The sequence below is a fragment of the Uliginosibacterium gangwonense DSM 18521 genome, from assembly GCF_000373965.1.
In the GTDB taxonomy this organism is placed as follows: domain Bacteria; phylum Pseudomonadota; class Gammaproteobacteria; order Burkholderiales; family Rhodocyclaceae; genus Uliginosibacterium; species Uliginosibacterium gangwonense.
The window spans coordinates 230,025-250,248 of record NZ_KB892857.1 but is presented as its reverse complement, the minus strand read 5'-3'; the positions used below and the strand labels follow the sequence as shown (position 1 = coordinate 250,248).

Sequence of the window (20,224 nt, the reverse complement as noted above, 5' to 3'; positions counted from 1 at the left end):
AAGCGGAGGGGCTATCAAGGTCAGCCCAAGTATTTTACCCGAGGGGGTGGCGAGACTGGGGAATGATTTTGTGTCTCAGATTAAACGATTTAGCACACCTGCCCGACGTTTGCAATATACCCCTATGGTCGTAGAGAGATTATTGAAAAAGCAGGATGATAGCGTCCGCAGTAGTGTGAAGGTTTTCCGTCCGGTGTCCTGAAAACGGCGGGTGTTCAGATAGGCGATCCTTTGAGACAGGCTGGTGTAGCACCCACCATCGGTGTTCTGATCAATGACGTGGAAAGCACGTATCAGAAGCATCTGTGCGCCGAATTGTGCAAGCAGGCCGGTCGGCTGGGGATCAGGCTCGTCTTCTATTCGGGTTCGATCATCGGTACGCCGACCTGGTTTGAACGGCAGATGAATCTGGTCTACCACCTGGCGCATGCACAGCATCTGGGGGGCTTGTTGCTGGTGACCTCCACCTTCATGCGCGTGGGTTCAGAGCCGATTGTGCACAAGCTGCTTGAACACTTCAAAGGGCTGCCCTGTGTGAGCCTGACGGCAGAGATCCCCGGCGTTCCTTGTGTGCTGCTCGACAACACGACGGGCTTGCGGCAGATGCTCGAACATCTGATCCAGGACCATGGCTATCGGGATTTCGCCTTTTTGAGTGGTCCCTCGGGTAGCCACGATGCTGCGCAACGGCTCAAGACTTTTCGTGCAGTCATGGCCGAATCTGGCATTCATGTTGATCCGCGCCTCATTCAAAGCGGCGAATTCTATTATTTTGGTGCCCGCCAAGCGGCCGAGCAGATGCTCGCAAGCGGCCTGCCGGTACGCGTTGTCGTTGCCGCCAACGATGAGATGGCACTGGCGGCGATTGCCGTGGTCACTGAACGGGGGCTGCGGGTGCCGGAAGATATTGCAGTGGTCGGGATGGATGACTTGCATCCCCATGTCACTGAAATGGGGCTGAGTTCGGTGAATCAATCCACCGAGGAGCAGGTCGCCCGCTCCTTGGCCTTGCTCCAGGCACAGGGCATGGATGAGGACCCACCCCATGAAACCGTGCCATCGCATTTTGTACGCCGACGCAGTTGCGGCTGCGGTTGCAACATTGAGCAGAATCGTGGGGTGCCTGGGGAGGGGGACTTCTCCGCTCGCAGCCAACAACTGCTGGATAGCCTGTGTCTGTCTGATCAGGAAAAGGTGCGGTTTCTCACCTATCTGCAAGGCTGCATGGCGGCCTTGGCAGCGGAGCAGCCCCATGCCCTGGAGGATGCACTCTGGCCGATGGCGATGGAATGCCTGGCGCATAACACCGATATTGTGGCTTTGCAGACCTTGTTGTTGGGTATCCAGACCCTCATGCTGGACCCGCAAACCTGTAGTGCCGAGCAGCTCTGGGAATATGGCATCCGGCTGAACAAGGCCCAGATGGTGTTGCTCAAGGCCAAGGCCATGCACACGGTAGCGCAGGGCGAACGCCTGGGCTTGGCCTCAGGGTCGGTCAACCACGTCAAGCGCCAATTGCTGTCGTTCGAAATCCATCAGCAGATGGAAGCTTTGCCGGATGTGCTGGGGCAGTTCGGGATCAAAACCTGCATGATTGCCTTCTATGAAGAGCAAGGCTATTTCAATACCTCCAACGACTATCTTCTGCCCAAACGGGCGCGCCTGGTGGCCTGTGTGTTTGAGGGCAAGACCTACAGTGAGCATCTCTGGCGTTCATTTGATACGCAGACGCTGTTGCCCGAAGCCGTGTGGGAGATGACCGGCGCCCATCCGCTGACGGTGGTGCCAGCCTTCCAGCAGGTCGGGCATTATGGATACATTGTTTTCGGCCCCGAATTGCCTGTGGGTGTGAGTCTTGAAGCGGTGCGCGAAGCCATTGCCAGCGCCTTGATTGGCGCCTTGCTGGTAGAAGAGGTGGGGCGTGTGCGCGATTATCTGAGCAAAGAGTCGTGGCGGCGTACCCGCACCCGTTCCAGCATTGAGCAGATGGGGCAGTATGACCTGCAATCTGGCCTGCTCAACCTGAGTGGTTTTTTGCACGCAGCCCATGCCCGCTTGGTTGCCCAGACGGCCAGCAAGCATATGATGGTCTATGTCGATGTCAAGAATATCGAGCCAGAGCAGATCCAGTTGGGGCAAAAGGAGGCCGATGTCGCCTTTGAGGGAGCAGCACGGGTATTCATGAATGCCTTGCGTGCTTCCGATATCCTTGGCCGCATCGAACCCCACCGCTTTGTGGCGCTGTGCTCGGACACGGATGCCAATTTCTCCAGCGAATTGCATAATCGTCTGGCGCAGGCTTTTGCGCATCTGAACCAGATGACAGACAAGTCTTATCAGGTGGGCTGTCAGCTATCTTTCCGGAATGTGGAGAGCCGCGAAAGCGCCATGATCGAATCCGTGCTGAATCAGGCGGGGGCAATTTCGGTGGTGGTCTGATACTGCCTGAGCCAGCGGGCTGCGCCCAGCCCGGCAGCGCGCCCCGTCGCCATGCAGGCCGTCAGTAGATAGCCGCCGGTGGGGGCATCCCAATCAAGCATTTCCCCCGCGCAGAAAATGCCGGGTAATTCATTCAGCATGAGTTGTGCGTCCAGCGCCTCAAAACGCAGGCCGCCTGCGCTGCTGATGGCTTCGTCAATTGGGCGCTGTGCATGCAGTGGTACAGCTAGGGCCTTGATCGCCTGGGCCAGTGCCGCCGGGTCCGCATAGGTGGCGGTATCGCAAAATTCCCGAAGCATACCGGCCTTGACCCCTTTCAAACCCAGCCTGCTTTGCAGGTGAGACGCCATCGAGCGTGCCCCGCGTGGTGCAGCAATCTGTTCGCGCAACCACTCCAGGCTGCGGTCCGGCATCAGGTCCAGCAGGAGAACGGCCTCTCCAGCCTCCAGCAGCTCATGCCGTAATGAGGCGCCCAAGGCATAGATAAGGCTGCCCTCCAGGCCACTCTCGCAGACTAGGCATTCACCCCGTCGATAGGGCGTTGTGCCGCCTGCGGTGCGGACACTGGCGGCAATATTCTTGAGTGCCTCTCCCGCAAAACGGCTGCGGAAATGCTCGCTCCAGTGCGTCTCGAATCCACAGTTACTGGGTAATAGTGGGGCGACAGGAAGCCCCAGTGCTTCCAGGGGTATCACCCAGGCGCCATCGGAACCCAGTCTGGCCCAGCTTGCACCACCCATCGCAAAAATGACTGCGGCATGGTCGGCCTGTCTGATTCCTTCCGGGCCAGCCAGTTGCAGGCGCCAACCTGTTGTACTGGCTTCCAGGCTCTGCCAGCGATGACGCACATAGATCTTTACATGCTGGCTGCGTAATCTGTGCAGCCAGTTGCGCAGCAAAGGGGCTGCTTTCATGCCTTCCGGAAAGACTCGTCCTGATGTGCCCACGAAAGTTTCAATGCCCAAAGCATGAACCCAGGCGCGTAGCGCCTGCGGATCAAAGCTACGGATGTGGGCTTCGAGGAATGCCCGATGCGCGCCATAGCGATCCAGAAAGGATTCCAGCGGTTCAGAGTGGGTAATGTTCAATCCGCCTTTACCCGCCAGCAGGAGTTTGCGCCCCGGCGAGGGCATTGCGTCATAGATGTCAACGCCCAGCCCCTGCCCGCTCAGGACTTCGGCCGCCATGAGTCCCGCAGGGCCTGCCCCGATGATGGCGACGCGAGGCGTCAAAGAGGGGGATGCTGAAGACATAAGGTACGCTTTAACCCTGGCGCCAGCGATCGATATTGCGGCGGTCGCGTTTGGTGGGGCGGCCGTGCAAATCGGAGGCAGGTTCTACGCGCAGATGGCGTTCTTCCTGTGCTTTTTGGCGACGCGCCTGACTGGCTTCGGTTTCCGCGTACAGTTTGCGTGCTTCGGGGGCGGGGCCGCGCTTTTCGGACAAACCCTCGACGAGTAACTCCCAATGTATATCGCCGATGGACAGCTCGACGCGGTCTCCCACCTTCACCTCTTTGGCGGGTTTGATGCGCAGTCCGTTGATCTGCACCCGCCCACCGTCGACGGCGTCGGTTGCCAGACTGCGGGTTTTGAAGAAACGTGCCGCCCACAGCCATTTGTCGATGCGTACTGCATTCAATACTGTTGGCATGTCAATCATTCAATCCAGAAGTGTGGGTTCCAGGCGACTTCCCAGAGGAAATCATCCGGGTCGGCAAAGTAACCTGAAAAGCCACCCCAGAATACGTCCTGCGCGGGTTTGACGATGCGCCCACCTGCTGCTTCGGCCTGAGCCAGCACGTGGCCGACCTCTTCCTTGCTGCGCACATTATGCGCCAGGGTGATGCCCCGAAAGCCGCTGCCTGTAGCACTGCAGCCGACATCTTCGGCCAGGGCCTCGCGTGGATAGAGCGAAAGCCACAGGCCGTTGAGTCCCATGAATACTACTTTGTCATTACTCTCCGGCATCACCGGAAAGCCCAGTTTCTTGTAGAAATCACGGGCGCGCTCCAGATCTGCCACACCCAGGGTGATGAGACTGATGCGTGCTTGCATGTCAGGCACTCCGGAATTCGTATTCGGGGATGATGTCGTTTTCGAGCAAGGCGGCGGCCTTCCACTCCAGCATATCGGGGTGGGCGAGCATGGATTGCACGTAGTCGTGCGCCAAGCCGCTCAATTCGACACCATAGGTTTCAAACCGCAGACAGATCGGTGCAAACATGATGTCGGCAATGCTGTAGTGGCCGAACAGGTAACGCCCGCCCGAACTGTAATGGGCTCGGCAGTCATTCCAGATGGCTTCGATGCGCTTGATGTCTGCCAGCACTTCCGGTGTCTGGCCCTGGCCAGGGAAATGGCCCCGGATGTTCATCGGCATAGTGTTACGCAGCGCCTGGAAACCGCTGTGCATCTCGGCCGCCACCGAGCGTGCGCGTGCGCGTGCTGCGGCGTCTTGCGGCCAGAGTGTAGGCACCACTTCGGCCAGATATTCGGCAATCGCCAGGGAATCCCAGATTTCCAGGCCATGCTCAATCAGGCAAGGTACTTTGCCCGAGGGGCTGAGGGCCAGGATACGTTCCCGGGTATCCGGTTTGCACAAGGGGATGAGGATTTCCTCAAAAGGCAGGCCGCTGGCCTTGACGGCCAGCCAGCCGCGCAAAGACCAGGAGGAGTAGTTCTTTGTACCGATGACCAGTTGCATGCATTTCTCCAGCCGAAGGCGTCTGAAAGAGAGACGGCGCCTGTTTTCAAGGGATGATGCCGTGCATTATCCCTGACTGTGGGGCCGGTGCGAAAGAGTCTTGGCACTTCCCCGCCCGGGGGGCCGGGTTCGATTCAGGGTTCGTCCGGGCTGAGTGCGATTTCCCCGCTGCTGGTTATCACTTTGCCCAAACGCTTGATGAGCGAGGTGGAGCGCCCGCTGAGCAGGGTTTCGTAGAGCACGGAGTTGGCCATCACCTTCTTCACGTAGTCACGCGTCTCCGGGATCGGGATGGTTTCTGCATAGATGGCGCCTTCCATCGGGCGGCTGTCGCGCCAGCGTCTGGCGCGCCCTGGCCCGGCGTTGTAGGCAGCGGAAGCCACCACCATCTGGTTGCCCAGCGTATCCATCACATGGCGCAGATAGGCGCAGCCCAGCTGCACGTTGGTCTCGATTTGGGTCAGCCAGCTACTATCATAGTCGCGCCACCCTTCCCGCTTGGCGATCCAGCGCCCCGTGGCGGGCATCACCTGCATCAGCCCCTGCGCACCGGGCCCGGAACGGGCTACGGGCAGGAAGCGGCTTTCCTGGCGGACCAGACCGTATACCCATGACAGGTTCAGGTCACGCTCATTCGCTTGCCGGGCAAAAGTGTCGTAATACGGCGCAAGGTAGCGCAAGGCGTAATCATGCTGGTCGCGGGTGCGATCGGCGGCGTTGATGGCTCGGTCATACAGGCCGATGCGGCGCGCATATTCGGCGGAGGCGAGCAGGAAGCGGTCGTCGGCCCCTCGCATGGCCCAGTTCCATTCGCGCACACTTTCAGTCCGCATGTCCAGCCGCAACAAGGCTTCTGCCCGGCGGATGCTGGCGTTGGCGCGCACGCGGGCCAGTTCCTGTGCGCTGGCGGGGGCAGCAGTTGAAGGCCAGCGCAGATTCTGCCCCAAAGCCTCGGCAGAGAGGATGCCGTAGAAATTGGGCTGCCCCGCATAGCGGCTGAAGAGATTACGCGCATCCTGGGCGCGCCCTGACTGGCTGAGCGCACGCCCGAACCAGTAGCTCCACTCCGGCTGTTCGCGCAGGGCCTGTGGCATGGCTTCGATGGCCAGCCGCACAGCGGCCCAATCCCCGGCACGCAATGCCGCACGGGCATACCACGCCCGTTGCTCGTCACTCATGGCAACTCCCTTGGCCTGGGTGTAGAGCGGGAGCGCTTCGCCCAACTGAGCTACCGCCGCCATCCAGCCCAGTTGCCCGGCGACATAGGCGCGGTCTTCGTCACGATAGGCCGAGTCGATGTTGCGCCAGCGTGCCAGCGCATCACGTGCGTCATTACGGGCCAACCGGGTGACGGCGGCCATGCCGAGTTCCCGTCCGGGCCGGCCAGCAGGCGATTGGGCGGCGGCAGTGGCGAGATAACGTACCGGATTTTCCAGCGCCAGGGTGAGCGCAGCGGTGGAAGGTGCCTGTTCATCGGGGAGCCAGCCCAAGGTTTGGCGGGCACCCGTATGGCGCTTGGCTTCCACCTGACGACGGAAACGTTGCCACACATCTTCAGTGCTGAACCGGCCGTTGCTGACCAGGGTTCGGAACACCTGGGCGCAGCTATCGGGGGTGTCCACCAGGGTCAGCCATTGCGCTTCCAGCGCACGCTGGGCATCAATGGCAGCAGCACCGCCACCGATGATGGCATTGCATTGCAGATCCTGGTCCGGCTGGGCAAGCATCAGGTACTCGGCTTCAAACTGCGGCCAATTGCCCTCACGGGCAAGGCGTTTGAGCCATTCCTGGCGTAACTTCTCTGCCAGCCAGGAATTGTTGTTGCGTTGCAGGAAGTCGTTGATGGTGTCGACAGGTACCGCATCGCTGGTGCGCGCCACACGGGCAGAGAGTATCCAGTACTGAAGATAGGGTTCCAGGGCGTGATCGGTGGTCGTGCTGGCCAAGGCGCTCAGGCGCTGGGTGTCTCCACGGCTGGCCGCGTCGCGTGCAGCGAGTATCCGCTCGTCGCCGGAATCAGCCCGCACCGGCCCCGTCAGCCACAACAGCGCCGCCAGTGCCGCGCACAACCTGAACTTCATGACGTAACATCCCTTCAAATTCCTACTGCATGGCAGCATACCACGTGATATCGAATAATCCTGAACGCAAAGCACTCCGCCAGGCATTGATTGCACGCCGTGAAGCGTTAACGGCAGACGAGCGGTTACAGTTGACCGTTACCCTCAATACTCATCTGCTTGAGCTGCTGGCGCGCCTGCAGCCGCGTACCCTGGGCTTTTGCTGGCCCTATCGGGGCGAGGCCGACATCCTGCCCGCCGTGACCACCTGGCTTGCCGCAGATTCTGGCAGGCAGGCTGCGCTGCCCATTGTGCCAGAGCAGCCGGGGCCGCTGCGCTTTTATCGCTGGCAACCCGGGGCGGCCATGCAGCAAGACCGCTTCGGCATCCCTCAACCGGTGGAACACGTCACACTCGACACAGATCTTTTGCTCGTTCCTGTGAACGGGTTCGACGCCAAAGGCTACCGAATCGGTTATGGTGGGGGATATTTTGATCGTACCCTGGCAAGTCTGACCCCGCAGCCGGTCACGGTTGGGGTGGGGTTTGAACTGTCGAGGCTGGAGAGCATCGAGCCGCAGGCGCACGACCGTCCCTTGGACTGGTTGGTGACCGAAGCGGGGTATTGGATGCGGAAGGAAACATGAACTTATTCGATGTACTTGGTATTTATTGCGAGCGTAGCAACGGGGCCTTCTGGGGGGAGCCGCTGAATGTGCTCTCCAGCCTGGCCTTTTTCGCCGTGGCCTGGCGTCTGTGGCTGCGGCAACTCCCCAGCGAAGCCCGCCGTGAGGCTCGGCGGATGGCCGTCATGCTGGGAGTGTTGGGGACGGGGAGCTTGCTGTTTCACCTGACTGCGCAACTGTGGGCACATTGGTTCAACATGGGTTGTATCGTGTTGTTCATCGGGGTTTTTTTGCAGCGCTACCTCAGTCAGGTGGTGCGCACCCATAGCGGAACCCTGATGCTGTGCGTAGCAGGCATGCTGTTGGTGGGTGAGACGCTCCGGCGCATTGGCGGACTGGGGCTGAATGATTCGGAATTCTACCTGGGGCCTGCCATCTGCCTGATTTTCCTGGCCCGCTGGGCGATGCGCAAATCCACGGCCAGTGCGCCGTGGATGCTCGCCGCCGCCGCTCTGTTCCCGGTCGCCCTGGCCGTGCGCAGTCTTGACCGAGGCTTGTGTGCCGTGTGGCCTGCGGGCACGCATTTCTGCTGGCACCTGCTGTCGGCTGCGGTGCTGTATCTGAGTGTGCGGGGGCTTGCTGCAGGCTGCCATGAGCGCTCAGGGCGCTACCATGGCTTGCTGACTTCAGACACCGTGATGGAACAGGACCGGCGGCGCTGAGGAGAAGTGTCAGAGTGCTGTAATTGAGGGCGTTGCAGTGTTTTCACGCTGCTAACGCCCTTTTGCTTCTGATCAGGTGTTCGCTTTGCCGATGACGTGCCCGGTCAGCAGCATTTCCAGCAGCTCGCGCACAGGGCGGATTTCATTGCCAAAGGGCAGCATGCCCTTGCCACGGAAGAACAGCCCCTGGGCAACGTCTCCGGCGTGGGCTGCGGCGAGTTGCTTGTCGATGCAGAATTGGCCGAACTTGGCGAGTTTGTCACGCAGACCGCATTGCAGCAGGCAGTCAAAGCGTTGCGAGCAGGTGCGCCCTTCGGCGGCGCAGGCAGCGGCCTTTTGCAGCTTGTCCTCACGGCTCAGGTAGCGTTCCAGCCAGGTGGTGCGCACGGCACGGGCAGGCAGCCCGGCGGCACTCATGAATTCGATCACGTCTTCGGGCTTGGCGTCAGCCAGCACGTGCTTGAAGGCCATGTCCGCGTCGCCTTCCTGCGTCACGGCAAACGCGGTACCAATCTGCACGCCAGAGGCGCCCAGGCCAATCAGCTCCTTGATCCGGTCCATGGTGTTGATGCCACCGGCGGGGATCAGGGGAATCTCGCCACGCTTGAGCCCCAGTTTGTCCAAGGCCTCCACGCATTCGGGCAACACAGTTTCCATGTCAAAACGCGGATTGCTGGATTCTGTGATATTCGCCGCCCCCAGGTGACCACCGGCCCAGCCCGGGTGTTCCAGCACAATGGCGTCCGGCAAGCGGTTCTTGCGCATCCAGCGCTTGACCACCAGTGATACGCCACGGGCATCCGACAGGATCGGGATCAGCGCCACATCCTTGAATTCCGCTACCAGATCCGGCAGGTCCAGCGGGAGCCCTGCGCCCACCACAATGGCCTGGGCGCCGGATTTGCAGGCCTGACGTACATGGTCGGCATACTGACTGACTGCGCGCATCACATTGACGGCCACCACGCCTGCGCCCTTGGCGGTTTCCAGCGCCGCCTTGATTTCGCGGTCCAGCGCCTCAAGGTTGGCGTGTTCAATCAGTTCGCGGGTGGCATTCTGGGTGCGTTCCATCAAATCCTGGTGCAGGCGGCGCAGGTCAACGCTGGCAATGGTGCCAACGCCGCCTTCAGCGGCCACCGCGCCAGCCAGTTTATGGGCGGAGATGCCCACGCCCATGCCTCCCTGGACAACCGGCAGGAGGGTTTTGCCACGGATCAGAAGCGAGGGCAAGGAATGGGCAATCATGTAAGTTCCAGATGAAGATAGTTAACCGCAGGATAGTCCCTAGTATAAGCCGGAGTCGTCTTGATATTGCGCAAGAGACTGGTGGGTAATCAGCGTAATAGGCAGCTGTGACATGCTCTGGTAGCATCGGCTCACCATGTTCATGATGCCCTACGTCTCGCGCCTGACTCGCAGCAGCTTCCCGTTCGGGGTGATCCTGCTTGTCATCCTCAATGTCCTGGTCTTTTTCGGACCGCAGGCGATGGATCACACGCGTGGTCAGCGTGTGGCTGAATATTATGCTGAGAGTGTCTTGCCCAAGACGGAGCTGCCCGCGTTTGCCCGCTATCTGCGCGACCAGGGCAAGACGGAGGCCGCCAAGCGCTTTGATGCGATCCTGGAGCAGGAGAATTGGTTCGTTGCGCTCAACGAGATGGAGCACGATGCGGCGTTCATGCGTCGTCTGCATGAGAATCAGGTGATTACGCCAGACAATCCGGCGTATGACGATTGGCACCGCATGCGCCAGCGCTATGAGGAGATGCGTCACACGCTGTTTACCGAGCGTTTCCAGTTCGATACCAGTCACCCGAGCTGGCTGACTGCGCTGAGCCACCAGTTTCTGCATGGCGATAACGGGCATATCTTTGGCAACATGGTGGTGCTGGCGCTCATCGCCCCTGCGGTCGAAGCGCTGATCGGCACCGGCAGCTTCCTGGCGCTCTATCTCGTATGCGGGATGGCTGCGGCAGGTTCGCACATGCTGTTCACCCAAGGGATGCCAGGGGGATTGGTCGGGGCCTCTGGGGCCATTTCCGGTGCCATGGGCGCGTTTGCGGTGTTGCTGGGGCGGCGCCGGATACCTTTCTTCTACTTCATTTTCGTATATTTCGATGTCATCCGTGCCCCCGCACTGCTGGCCTTGCCTTTGTGGCTGGCCAATGAGTTGCTCCAGTTCTTCTGGCTGGGGGGGAGTCATGTGGCGTATGGGGCGCACTTTGGTGGTCTGCTTACCGGCGCCTTGCTGGCCTGGCCCTTGCGGCGGCGCGCACTGGCGCGTCTGGAAGCTGAACCCGCTGCTCCGCAGGAAGCTGCGCAGGATGAACAGTCTGTCGCCCGCATGGCGGGGCTGAAAGAAGCACGCCGCCTGATGACGGCCCAGCGTTTTGACGAAGCCCGGTGCGCCTACGGGCGGCTCGCCATGCTGTCGGGTGTCGATCAGCCGATGCTGCGGGAATGCCTGAACGTCTGCAAACTCGTTCCCGCCAGCGAGGAATACCATCGTGTTGCCAGCCGTATCCTGATGACCAGACGGATCGAGGGCAGCTTTGCCCTGGAAACCTTTCGGGATTACCTGCAACAGGCCAAGCCCGTACCACGCCTGAGCGCTGATATGCTGCTTGAGCTGGTAACGCGCTTCCTGCAACTGCGTGCGCACGCGGATGCCGAGCGTGCGCTGCGCCTGCTGTACAAACTGGCGCCCGCGCACCCGAGCCTGCCGGGGCTGACCGAGCAAACCGCCCAGGCCTGGGCGGAGGCTGGAGAGCCGATGGCTGCACAATCCTTGCGCAGCAGCCTGCCGGGGCGTGCCTGAGTTTGGCTCAGTTTTGCGCCTTGGGTTGGCCCATCCGCCGCATTTTGGCGATCACATCACGCAGGCGCTGGGCATCCGGCACCAGGAGGTGCTCGGGGTAACGTGCGCACAGGGCGGCAAAAAAGCGGTCGGCCAGCTCATCCTTGCGCAGATCGTCACACAGGATGGAGCCGCACAGAAAATACACGTCCGGCACCAGCGGATGGTTGCGGAAATTGCGGTCAAAGCCGTTGAGCAGATCCAGCGCCACGCGGGGTTCCCGGATTGAACGCGCAATTTGTGCAAGCTGCACGATCTGATCCGCGTTTTCTGGCAGAAAAGTCGCGTGGCGCTCACGGCAACGCCGCCACGCTTCCAGTGCAGCGTTTTTCTGTTCGTTTGCCAGCAGCATCGGGATGAGTTTCTGGGTGTGGTTGAGCAGGCGATCATCCTTGCCCGCCAGATGCAGCAGCTTGTTGTAGCGCTCCTGCGCGGCAATGTCGCCCGGCTCCAGGCGTTGCGCTTCGTAGGCAATATCCAGCGCTTCGGTGATCTTGCCCTCGGTCAGCAGTGAGGCAATCTGCGCCGCCTGCGGGTCCTTGGGCTGGCTGCTCTCACTGCCCCGGTTCGTGACGGTTTCATCAATATCCAGCCCCAGCGCGTGATGGAACTGGTAGAGCACATAGCCCAGCATGTTGAAGCAGATCAGCATGAAGTACATCATCACCGCCTGCACCAGGAAGATTGCACCAAATGCGCGCGAATGCATCTGATGCTGCAGGCGGGCGATCTCCTGCATGATCTCGACTGCCCGCGCCTCACCGTTGGCGGGATTGAGCTGACGCAGCTCCATGGACAGGGCTGTGAACTTGCTTATCAGAGGCATAATCATATGTGCCAGCACCTGTGTGACCAGGATGGTTTCCGCCGTCATCAGAAAATATAGGCATATGCACAGCAGCAGATAGGGCTTACCCATGGCCGTGATGACCGACCACGCTGCACTGGGGTTCAAGCCCGAACTCAGGCTGCGGGAGATCACCAGCACCATCAGGGCCGCAGGCGTGGCCAGCGATACCAGGATGTTGGCAATGGCCCCCACCGTGCTGCCAAACAGCCCCATGATCAGGCCGACGAAAAACCCTGGAATCAGAAACAGGCCGAAAATCTTGAACGGCAGGTAGGTCAGGGTTTCGTCCGGTTCGGTCGAATAATCGGCCATGGACAGGCGACCCAGCGAAGTCTCCGACAAAACCCGGCAGGCAAAGCGCAGGAAGAAAATCATCACGATGAGCGAGATGCCCGCCGTGGCGACGATGATAGCGGGTAGGCTGCTGGCAAACGCCCCCAAGCCGCACAGGGCGGCAAACCCCAGTACCCGCAACAAGGCTCCCGGTTGCAGGGGGAAGAGAAAGAAGCGGGGAATCCGGTGCCAGAAGGCCTGGACTTCGTGTGCTTCGTGAATGGTGATCTGGGGGTTGGCCGACACAGGCATCTCCACGAGGAATAAAAAAACAATGACAGGGGCTTCTGCCTAGTGCTGGAAAGCTTGGTTCAAGAGCCTAACTGCGCTTGCTGTGCAGGGAGGGTGGTTTGCCCGTAAGCCCGAGCAGCCGCCACGAAACCTTTCAGTCGGGCTGCCGCCTGAACAATTCTTTACATCCATTATCGGGGTAAGAGGTGAGGCTTCGCAACCATGCACAATCTGTGCGCATGCCGAGCGGGTCTTGACGTGCGACAAGCGTTCCTCCTGGGGGGCGCCTAGAATTCAAAGGCATTGTCCATCTCCTTGGGTTCCACAATGGTCGCTAAGCTTTCCGAGCGTATGCTCCTGTCAGGGGACGAAGCGGTTGCCCTGGCTGCCTTGAATGCAGGTGTGGCATTGGGTACCGGCTATCCCGGCACCCCTTCTACCGAAATCCTCGAAGCGTTTGCCGTGCTGGGGGGCAAGGCCCAGTGGGCGCCCAACGAGAAGGTGGCACTCGAAGTCGGGTTGGGGGCTGCCTTTGGTGGCGCCCGTGCCTTGGTTACCATGAAGCACGTGGGCGTCAATGTAGCCGCAGACGTGTTGTTTACCGCTGCCTACACCGGTGTGAGCGGCGGCCTGGTACTGGTGTCTGCCGACGACCCGGGCATGGCTTCCAGTCAGAATGAGCAGGATAACCGCCAGTATGCCCGCGCCGCCGGGGTCATCATGCTTGAACCGGCCGACTCCCAGCAGGCCTACGAATTTACCGGCGCAGCCTTTGCGATTTCCGAGCAATTCGCCCAGCCGGTGATGCTGCGCATGACGACCCGCGTCTGCCATTCCAAGAGCATTGTTACCGTGGCCCCCTTGCCACAGCCTGCCGCCGCGCCGGACTTCAAGCGCGATATCCCTGGCCGGGTGATGATCCCCGCGCACGCCCGCCCGGCGCATCGGCACATGCGCGACAAACTCGCCCGCGCCGCCACCTATGCAGAAACCTGCGCCCAGACCATTGTGGAGCGCAAGGACGCTGCATTGGGCATCATTGCCTCCGGTGTGGCGGTGATGCATGCACGGGAAGTGGCGCCAGAAGCCAGCATCCTGCAGTTGGGCCTGTCCTACCCGCTGCCGATGCAGGCAATCCGCGATTTTGTCGCCTCGGTCGAGCGCTGCATCGTGATCGAGGAGGGCGACCCTATCCTGGTGACTGAATTGCGTGCCGAGGGCTTGGCTGTAGAAGGCAAGCCCGAGCGTTTCCGCTTTGGCGAACTGAATGTAGAACGCGTGCGCCAGATCATAGCGCGGGAAGAGCTGGCCGAACCTGTCGTTGCACCGGGCAAGCCGCCTGCATTATGCGAAGGCTGCTCGCATCGCCCGGTCTTTGAAGCCCTGCGCCGTCTGGATTGCATTGTGGCAGGCGACATCGGCTGTTATACCCTTGGGGTGCTGCCGCCGTTTACCGCTATGGATACCTGTGTGTGCATGGGCGCTTCCATGGGCGTCGGTCTCGGTCTGCGCCATGTGCTGCCGCCTGAGCAGGCCCGCCGCGTGGTCAGCGTGATCGGGGATTCCACCTTTGTCCACAGCGGGCTCACCGGTCTGGCCGAGATGGTCTACAACCCGCCACCCGGTGGGCATGTGCTGCTGATTCTGGACAACGGCACCACCGCGATGACCGGCCAACAGGAACACCCCGGCACGGGCCGTGATCTTGCGCACCAGCCCACCGGCAAGATCGTGTTTGAAGATGTGGTGCGGGCCATGGGCATCGATTATGTGGTCAGCATTGATCCACTGGCGCATGACAATGCCTTGGATCAGGCACTTGAGGCCGCGCTGGCCAGCGGCCAGCTTGCGGTCATTGTGGCGCGTCGCCCCTGCATATTGGCCGCTCCCAAGATCCGCCAGTACGAAAAGGCTGCTGCCGAAAAGAAAAACACCTGCGCGACGGCCTGCGCAGCCCAGTAAGGAGGATCACATGGCAAGCAAAGTCATCAATGTAGTCGTTGCCGGGCTGGGTGGGCAGGGTGTGGTCAAGGCCTCGGACATTCTGGCCGATGCAGCCTTCCGCTGTGGTCTGGACGTGAAGAAAAGCGAAATCCACGGCATGAGCCAGCGCGGCGGATCGGTCGCCAGCGATGTGCGTTTCGGCCCCCATGTGTATAGCCCGATGATTCCTGCCGGGCAGGCCGATTGCCTGATCGTGGTGGCCCCTGATCAGGTAGAAGTCAATCGGCATGTGCTCAAAGCCAGTGGCATATTGGTTTCACCGGAATCCCTGGCCACCGTGCCGGGCAAGATACAGGCGAAATCGGTGAATGTCGCCCTGCTTGGCGTGTTGAGCAATGTGCTGGAAATTCCGCTTGAAACCTGGGAAGCGGCCATTTGTGCCAACCTGGCTGAAAAACACCACCGTTTGAATCTGGAAGCATTCCACCAAGGCCGACAGGCCACTGCATGAATAAGTCATAGAGCCCGAAGGGCCGAGGGGGAGGAGACATGATGATGCGCGAGAACTGGAACGACCAGGGGCAGGGCTTTCATCCGGTCAGCGCGCCGGACTACTTGCCCGCAGCGCAACTGCGTGATTTGCAGTTACGGCGCCTGAAAGCTGTGGTCAATCGTGCCTACGAGCATGTATCCCTGTTTCGGGAGCGGATGCAGGAACGCGGCCTCACCCCCGCCTGCATCGGGTCACTTGCCGATCTGGCGCAACTGCCCTTTACCATCAAGACCGATCTGCGCGATACCTATCCATTTGGCCTGTTCGCCAGCCCGATGTCCGAGATCGTGCGCCTGCACGCTTCCAGTGGCACCACCGGCAAGCCTATTGTGGTGGCCTACACGCAGGAAGACCTGCAGGTATGGGCCTCGGTAATGTTGCGGACCTTCGCCTCGGCAGGTATCCACCGTGGCGATATTGTGCAGAATGCATATGGCTATGGCTTGTTTACCGGGGGGTTGGGCGCACACTACGGGCTGGAAGCCATCGGCGCTACCGTGGTGCCAACCTCTGGGGGCAACACAGACCGGCAGATCATGCTGATGCGTGATTTTGGCGTGACGGCGGTGTGCTGTACCCCAAGCTACTTCTTGCACATGATTGAGCGTGCCAACGAACTGGGTGTGGATATGCGCGAGCTGCCCCTGCGTGCCGGGGTGTTTGGCGCCGAACCCTGGTCGGAAGGCATGCGTGAATGCATCGAGAAAGGCGGCGGGATCAAAGCCTATGACATTTATGGCCTGTCTGAAATCATCGGCCCCGGCGTAGGGGCAGAATGCTGCGAGCAAGCTGGATTGCATATTTTCGAGGACCATTTCTATCCCGAGATCATTGACCCGGAAACCTGCAAGGTACTGCCGGATGGCGAGGAAGGCGAACTGGTGCTGACCACGCTATCCAAACGGGCCATGCCTATGATCCGTTATCGCACGCGGGACATCACCCATATCATCACTGAGCCGTGCAGTTGTGGCCGTACCGTGCGGCGCATTGCCCGCGTGGCCCGTCGTTCGGATGACATGTTCATTATTCGGGGCGTCAACGTCTTCCCCTCGCAGATCGAAACCGCCCTGCTGGCTGTCGAAGGTGCCCTGCCGCATTACCGCATTGTGCTCACCCGCGAGCACGGGCTGGACCAGATGGGGGTCGAGGTCGAGGTGGGGGCCGAAGTGTTCAGCGATCAGGTCAGCGCGATGGAATCTCTGCACAAGCGGCTGGCACATTCCATCGAGCGCATTACCGGCATCCGCGCAGCGGTGCGTCTGGTCGAGCCGCACAGCATTCCGCGCAGCGAGGGCAAGGCCCGCCGTGTGTGGGATGAGCGCAAAGCCTGATCGATACTAGTATTGGACCCCAGTCATGAAAGTCACCCAGCTTTCCACCTTCATCGAAAACCGCCCCGGCCGCCTGCATGCAGCCTGTACCGCTCTGGCGGCCAAGGGCGTGAATATCCATACCCTGATGCTTGCGGACACCGCCGAATTCGGTATTCTGCGCCTGATTGTGGCGGACCCCGCTGCGGGCAAGGTTGCGCTGGACGCAGCAGGTTATGTCACCCGTCTGACCGAAGTGGTGGCGGTTGAAGTGCCGGACGATGCCGGTGGGCTCGCCCGTATTCTGGTCGAGGCCGATGCAGCAGGGCTCAACATCGAATACATGTACGCGTTCAGCACCGCCGTGGGTCAGCATGCAGTGGTCATTATCCGCTTTGCGGAGCCAGACCGTGCCGTGTCTGAATTGCAGCAGCGCGGGATCAGTGTGATCGCCCCTGTCACGCTGTTTGCTGCGTAGGCACATAGCGGCACAACCCGGTTCTTGGATGAGCCGGATTGTGCAGACCAACCCTGGACGAATTACTTTGTCATGGTGAAGGCAGCCAGCTTGTTGCCATCCAGATCGCGGAAATAGGCGCCATAGAAGCCACCTTCGCCACGCGGACCCGGTGCGCCTTCGTCCTTGCCGCCCAGTTCCAGTGCCTTCTTGTGCAGGGCATCAACCAAGGCGGTGCTGGGCAGGTAGAGGGAAACCATGGTGCCATTGCCCACGGTGGCAGGCTGGCCGTCAAAGGGCTTGATTACGCCCAGGGTGGGGGTGTTGGGCGCAGCGCTCCAACTGACGAAACGCTCGGAATTTATATAGCGCTTGGCACCGGTTACGGTAAACAGTGCGTCATAGAAAGCGGCTGCACGTTGAAGGTCATTGGTGCCAAAGGTGACATAACCGATCATGTGGTGTCCTTTTACAGTGTGGGGAAAAACTATGTCTATGCGAATCGTGTAAGGGGCGGATCTAGTTGCAGTTGGGAATCACGCGTACTGCGATCACGCCTTCCACGCTCTTGAGGTGGGCGATCGTCTCAGGGGTGACATCCCCGGATACATCGATGATGTTATAGGCGACTTCTCCCCTGTTTTTGTTGAGCATGTCTTCTATATTAAGCCCGATGCTGCCCAGGAGTGAAGTCAGGCTGCTGATGACATTGGGAACATTTCTGTTGGCAACCGTGATGCGGGTCTTGCCGGTAGGCGCCATTTCACAGGTCGGGAAGTTCACTGAATTGCTGATGTTGCCGCGTTCCAGGTATTCGCGCAACTGTTCGGCGGCCATGATGGCACAGTTGTCTTCCGATTCAGGGGTGGAGGCGCCCAGGTGGGGGGTCGGCAAAACCTTGGGAACGCCCAGCAATTCCTCTTCCGGGAAGTCACACACATAGCCATCCAGATGCCCGCTGGCCAGTGCCGCTTTGACAGCAGCATTGTCGACCAGACCGGAGCGGCTGAAATTGAGTATCCGCGCGCCTTTTTTCATCCGGGCAATGCGTTCGGCATTGAAGAGGTTCTTGGTGTCAGCCGTCAGTGGCACGTGGATGGTGATGTAATCGGCCTCGGCAACCAGGGTATCCAGCCCCGGTGCCTTGATCACGTTATGCGAGAGCCTCCAGGCAGCCTCTACGCTGATGAAGGGGTCAAGCCCCAAGACCCGCATGCCCAGCGCACTGGCTGCATTGGCCACCAATACGCCGATGGCGCCCAGGCCAATCACGCCCAGTGTTTTGCCCTGGATTTCCGGCCCCACGAATTGGGCCTTGCCTTTTTCCACCTGTTCTGGGATAGCGTCCTGCCCTTTCAGCCCTTGTGCCCAGGTGATGCCTTCAAAGAGCTTGCGTGAGGACAGTAGCATGGCTGCAATCACCATCTCTTTCACCCCATTGGCATTGGCGCCGGGGGTGTTGAAGACCACGATGCCCCGTTCGGTACAGGTAGGTAGCGGAATATTGTTGACGCCCGCGCCGGCGCGGGCAATGGCGAGTACCGACGAGGGGAGGTCCAGTTTGTGCATGTCGGCGGAGCGAACAAGGATGCCATCTGGATTGACGATTTCGGTGGCGGATTCGAAATTGTCGCGGGGCAGGCGGTCGAGGCCACAGGTGGCGATCTTGTTCAGCGTTTGAATCTTGAACATTTGGGACTTCCTCTCACAAGAGTGGTTATCGGGAATCTTCATGACCAATACAATGCACAATCCTTGATTGTATGGCTGAAATATTCTCTTGTGCTGAAATCTGCACAAAGTCCCAAATGTTGCGGAGGGCTCCGCCGATGATTCTCCTTATTTCAGTTGCGCGAAAGCCGCCTTTGCGGCTGCAACCGTGGTGGCGATCACGGCCTGATCATGCGCGGCGGATACAAAACCTGCCTCAAAGGCCGACGGGGCAAGATAGTGCCCCGCTTCCAGCATGGCATGGAAGAAGTGGTTGAAGCGTTCGCGGTCGGAAGCCATGACCTCGGCAAAGTTCGTCGGCACCTGGGCGCTGAAGTACAGGCCAAACATCGCGCCGACCGATTGCGCCGAAAACGCCACGCCATGCTTGGCTGCTGCATCTGACAGGCCGCTCACCAGGGCACTGGTCTGGGCGACGAGGGCATCGTAGAAGCCAGGGCGGCGGATCAGGCGCAGGGTGGCGAGTCCGGCGGCAACGGCAACCGGGCTGCCCGACAAGGTGCCAGCCTGATAGACCGAGCCAAGCGGGGCGATCTTCTCCATGATTTCGCGTTTGCCGCCAAAGGCACCTACCGGCATGCCGCCACCGATGATCTTGCCCAGCGTGGTCAGATCCGGGGTGATGCCATACAGTCCCTGGGCGCAGCCCAGGCCGACGCGAAAGCCTGTCATCACCTCATCGAAGATCAATACCGTGCCGTGTTCGGTGCACAGTGCGCGCAGGCGATCCATATAGGCTTGCGAGGGGCGTACCAGATTCATGTTGCCCGCTACCGGTTCGATGATCACGCAGGCGATCTCATGCCCGCGCGTGGCAAAGCATTCTTCCAGCGCGGCGACGTTGTTGTAGTCCAGCACGATGGTATGGCGGGCGAAATCCGCAGGCACGCCGCCTGAAGAAGGGTTGCCGAAGGTGAGCAACCCGGAGCCTGCCTTGACGAGCAGGCTATCGGCATGGCCGTGGTAACAGCCTTCAAACTTGACGATGGCATCCCGCCCGGTAAAGCCACGCGCCAGGCGGATCGCGCTCATTGTCGCCTCGGTGCCGGAGGAGACCAGGCGCACCATCTCAATGCTGGGGAGCATCTCGGTGAGGAGTTCGGCCATCTCCACTTCCCGTTCGGTCGGGGCGCCAAAGGACAGCCCATCGGCGGCGGCACGTTGCACGGCCTCGATGACCTCCGGGTGGGCGTGGCCGAGGATGGCCGGGCCCCAGGAACCCACGTAATCGGTGTAGCGCTTGCCATCGGCATCCCATACATAGGCGCCTTCGGCGCGGGCGAGGAAGCGTGGTGTGCCGCCTACTGAACGGAAAGCGCGGACAGGAGAATTGACGCCGCCAGGGATGGTGCGCTGGGCGCGTTCAAACAATTCTTGGTTGCGAGACATGGTTGGATTCTCT

The 20,224-nt window shown here is 60.4% G+C and carries 18 protein-coding genes; 8 read left to right on the top strand and 10 right to left on the bottom strand.

The window, feature by feature from the left end; genetic code table 11:
- The first annotated feature begins 231 nt into the window (after positions 1-231).
- Positions 232-2,439 carry a substrate-binding domain-containing protein gene (locus tag B145_RS0115725; protein WP_018608558.1) on the top strand — a complete coding sequence of 736 codons (2,208 nt, stop codon included), beginning with the start codon at positions 232-234 and terminating at the stop codon, positions 2,437-2,439.
- Here B145_RS0115725 and B145_RS0115720 read toward each other — a convergent pair.
- From B145_RS0115720 to B145_RS25900, 5 genes are all read right to left on the bottom strand, one after another.
- Positions 2,409-3,692, bottom strand: coding sequence for a BaiN/RdsA family NAD(P)/FAD-dependent oxidoreductase (locus tag B145_RS0115720; protein WP_018608557.1), 1,284 nt, complete (start codon positions 3,690-3,692; stop codon positions 2,409-2,411). The two genes, B145_RS0115725 and B145_RS0115720, sit on opposite strands and share 31 nt — an antisense overlap.
- Positions 3,693-3,702: 10 nt before the next feature.
- Positions 3,703-4,101 (bottom strand): RNA-binding S4 domain-containing protein, encoded by a 399-nt coding sequence (locus tag B145_RS0115715; protein WP_018608556.1) that lies wholly within the window; start codon positions 4,099-4,101, stop codon positions 3,703-3,705.
- Positions 4,098-4,496 carry a VOC family protein gene (locus B145_RS0115710; RefSeq protein WP_018608555.1) on the bottom strand — a complete coding sequence of 133 codons (399 nt, stop codon included), beginning with the start codon at positions 4,494-4,496 and terminating at the stop codon, positions 4,098-4,100. Before B145_RS0115710 ends, B145_RS0115715 begins: the two co-directional genes overlap by 4 nt.
- Before the next feature lies 1 nt (position 4,497).
- A complete protein-coding gene (locus tag B145_RS0115705) occupies positions 4,498-5,145 on the bottom strand; it encodes a glutathione S-transferase family protein (RefSeq protein ID WP_018608554.1) in 648 nt (215 codons plus the stop codon).
- Between the two features lie 134 nt (positions 5,146-5,279).
- The gene (locus B145_RS25900) at positions 5,280-7,226 is read right to left on the bottom strand and encodes a lytic transglycosylase domain-containing protein (protein ID WP_018608553.1); all 1,947 of its coding nucleotides are present in this window, start codon (positions 7,224-7,226) and stop codon (positions 5,280-5,282) included.
- A 29-nt stretch (positions 7,227-7,255) separates the two neighbouring features.
- Between B145_RS25900 and B145_RS0115695 the strand changes: the two genes are divergently transcribed.
- Together B145_RS0115695 and B145_RS25895 are read left to right on the top strand one after the other, a co-directional pair.
- A complete protein-coding gene (locus B145_RS0115695; RefSeq protein WP_018608552.1) occupies positions 7,256-7,852 on the top strand; it encodes a 5-formyltetrahydrofolate cyclo-ligase in 597 nt (198 codons plus the stop codon).
- Positions 7,849-8,553: a ceramidase domain-containing protein gene (locus B145_RS25895; protein WP_018608551.1), complete on the top strand. Its 705-nt coding sequence runs from the start codon at positions 7,849-7,851 to the stop codon at positions 8,551-8,553. Before B145_RS0115695 ends, B145_RS25895 begins: the two co-directional genes overlap by 4 nt.
- A gap of 72 nt (positions 8,554-8,625) precedes the next feature.
- On the opposite strand, the gene B145_RS0115685 is transcribed toward B145_RS25895, so the two are convergent.
- Complete coding sequence (locus tag B145_RS0115685) at positions 8,626-9,798, bottom strand: NAD(P)H-dependent flavin oxidoreductase (RefSeq protein ID WP_018608550.1); 1,173 nt, start codon at positions 9,796-9,798, stop codon at positions 8,626-8,628.
- A 136-nt stretch (positions 9,799-9,934) separates the two neighbouring features.
- Here B145_RS0115685 and B145_RS0115680 point away from each other — a divergent pair, with 136 nt between their 5' ends.
- Positions 9,935-11,371 carry a rhomboid family intramembrane serine protease gene (locus tag B145_RS0115680; protein WP_018608549.1) on the top strand — a complete coding sequence of 479 codons (1,437 nt, stop codon included), beginning with the start codon at positions 9,935-9,937 and terminating at the stop codon, positions 11,369-11,371.
- A 7-nt stretch (positions 11,372-11,378) separates the two neighbouring features.
- On the opposite strand, the gene B145_RS0115675 is transcribed toward B145_RS0115680, so the two are convergent.
- Positions 11,379-12,839 (bottom strand): hypothetical protein, encoded by a 1,461-nt coding sequence (locus B145_RS0115675; protein WP_018608548.1) that lies wholly within the window; start codon positions 12,837-12,839, stop codon positions 11,379-11,381.
- 312 nt (positions 12,840-13,151) lie between these two features.
- Here B145_RS0115675 and B145_RS0115670 point away from each other — a divergent pair, with 312 nt between their 5' ends.
- Genes B145_RS0115670 through B145_RS0115655 form a run of 4 tightly spaced genes read left to right on the top strand, consistent with a single transcriptional unit; the run spans position 13,152 to position 17,112 of the window.
- The gene (locus B145_RS0115670) at positions 13,152-14,786 is read left to right on the top strand and encodes a thiamine pyrophosphate-dependent enzyme (protein ID WP_018608547.1); all 1,635 of its coding nucleotides are present in this window, start codon (positions 13,152-13,154) and stop codon (positions 14,784-14,786) included.
- Positions 14,787-14,796: 10 nt separating this feature from the next.
- On the top strand, positions 14,797-15,279 hold the full coding sequence (locus tag B145_RS0115665) for a 2-oxoacid:acceptor oxidoreductase family protein (RefSeq protein ID WP_018608546.1): 483 nt from the start codon (positions 14,797-14,799) through the stop codon (positions 15,277-15,279).
- A 41-nt stretch (positions 15,280-15,320) separates the two neighbouring features.
- Complete coding sequence (locus B145_RS0115660) at positions 15,321-16,655, top strand: phenylacetate--CoA ligase family protein (protein WP_018608545.1); 1,335 nt, start codon at positions 15,321-15,323, stop codon at positions 16,653-16,655.
- A 25-nt stretch (positions 16,656-16,680) separates the two neighbouring features.
- Complete coding sequence (locus tag B145_RS0115655; protein ID WP_018608544.1) at positions 16,681-17,112, top strand: hypothetical protein; 432 nt, start codon at positions 16,681-16,683, stop codon at positions 17,110-17,112.
- A 62-nt stretch (positions 17,113-17,174) separates the two neighbouring features.
- On the opposite strand, the gene B145_RS0115650 is transcribed toward B145_RS0115655, so the two are convergent.
- The 3 genes from B145_RS0115650 to hemL all read right to left on the bottom strand — a co-directional run bounded on the left by B145_RS0115650 (position 17,175) and on the right by hemL (position 20,211).
- Positions 17,175-17,549: a VOC family protein gene (locus B145_RS0115650; protein WP_018608543.1), complete on the bottom strand. Its 375-nt coding sequence runs from the start codon at positions 17,547-17,549 to the stop codon at positions 17,175-17,177.
- A gap of 61 nt (positions 17,550-17,610) precedes the next feature.
- Positions 17,611-18,783 (bottom strand): phosphoglycerate dehydrogenase, encoded by a 1,173-nt coding sequence (locus B145_RS0115645; protein WP_018608542.1) that lies wholly within the window; start codon positions 18,781-18,783, stop codon positions 17,611-17,613.
- 147 nt (positions 18,784-18,930) lie between these two features.
- Positions 18,931-20,211 carry a glutamate-1-semialdehyde 2,1-aminomutase gene (gene hemL / locus B145_RS0115640; RefSeq protein WP_018608541.1) on the bottom strand — a complete coding sequence of 427 codons (1,281 nt, stop codon included), beginning with the start codon at positions 20,209-20,211 and terminating at the stop codon, positions 18,931-18,933.
- Positions 20,212-20,224 lie beyond the last annotated feature (13 nt).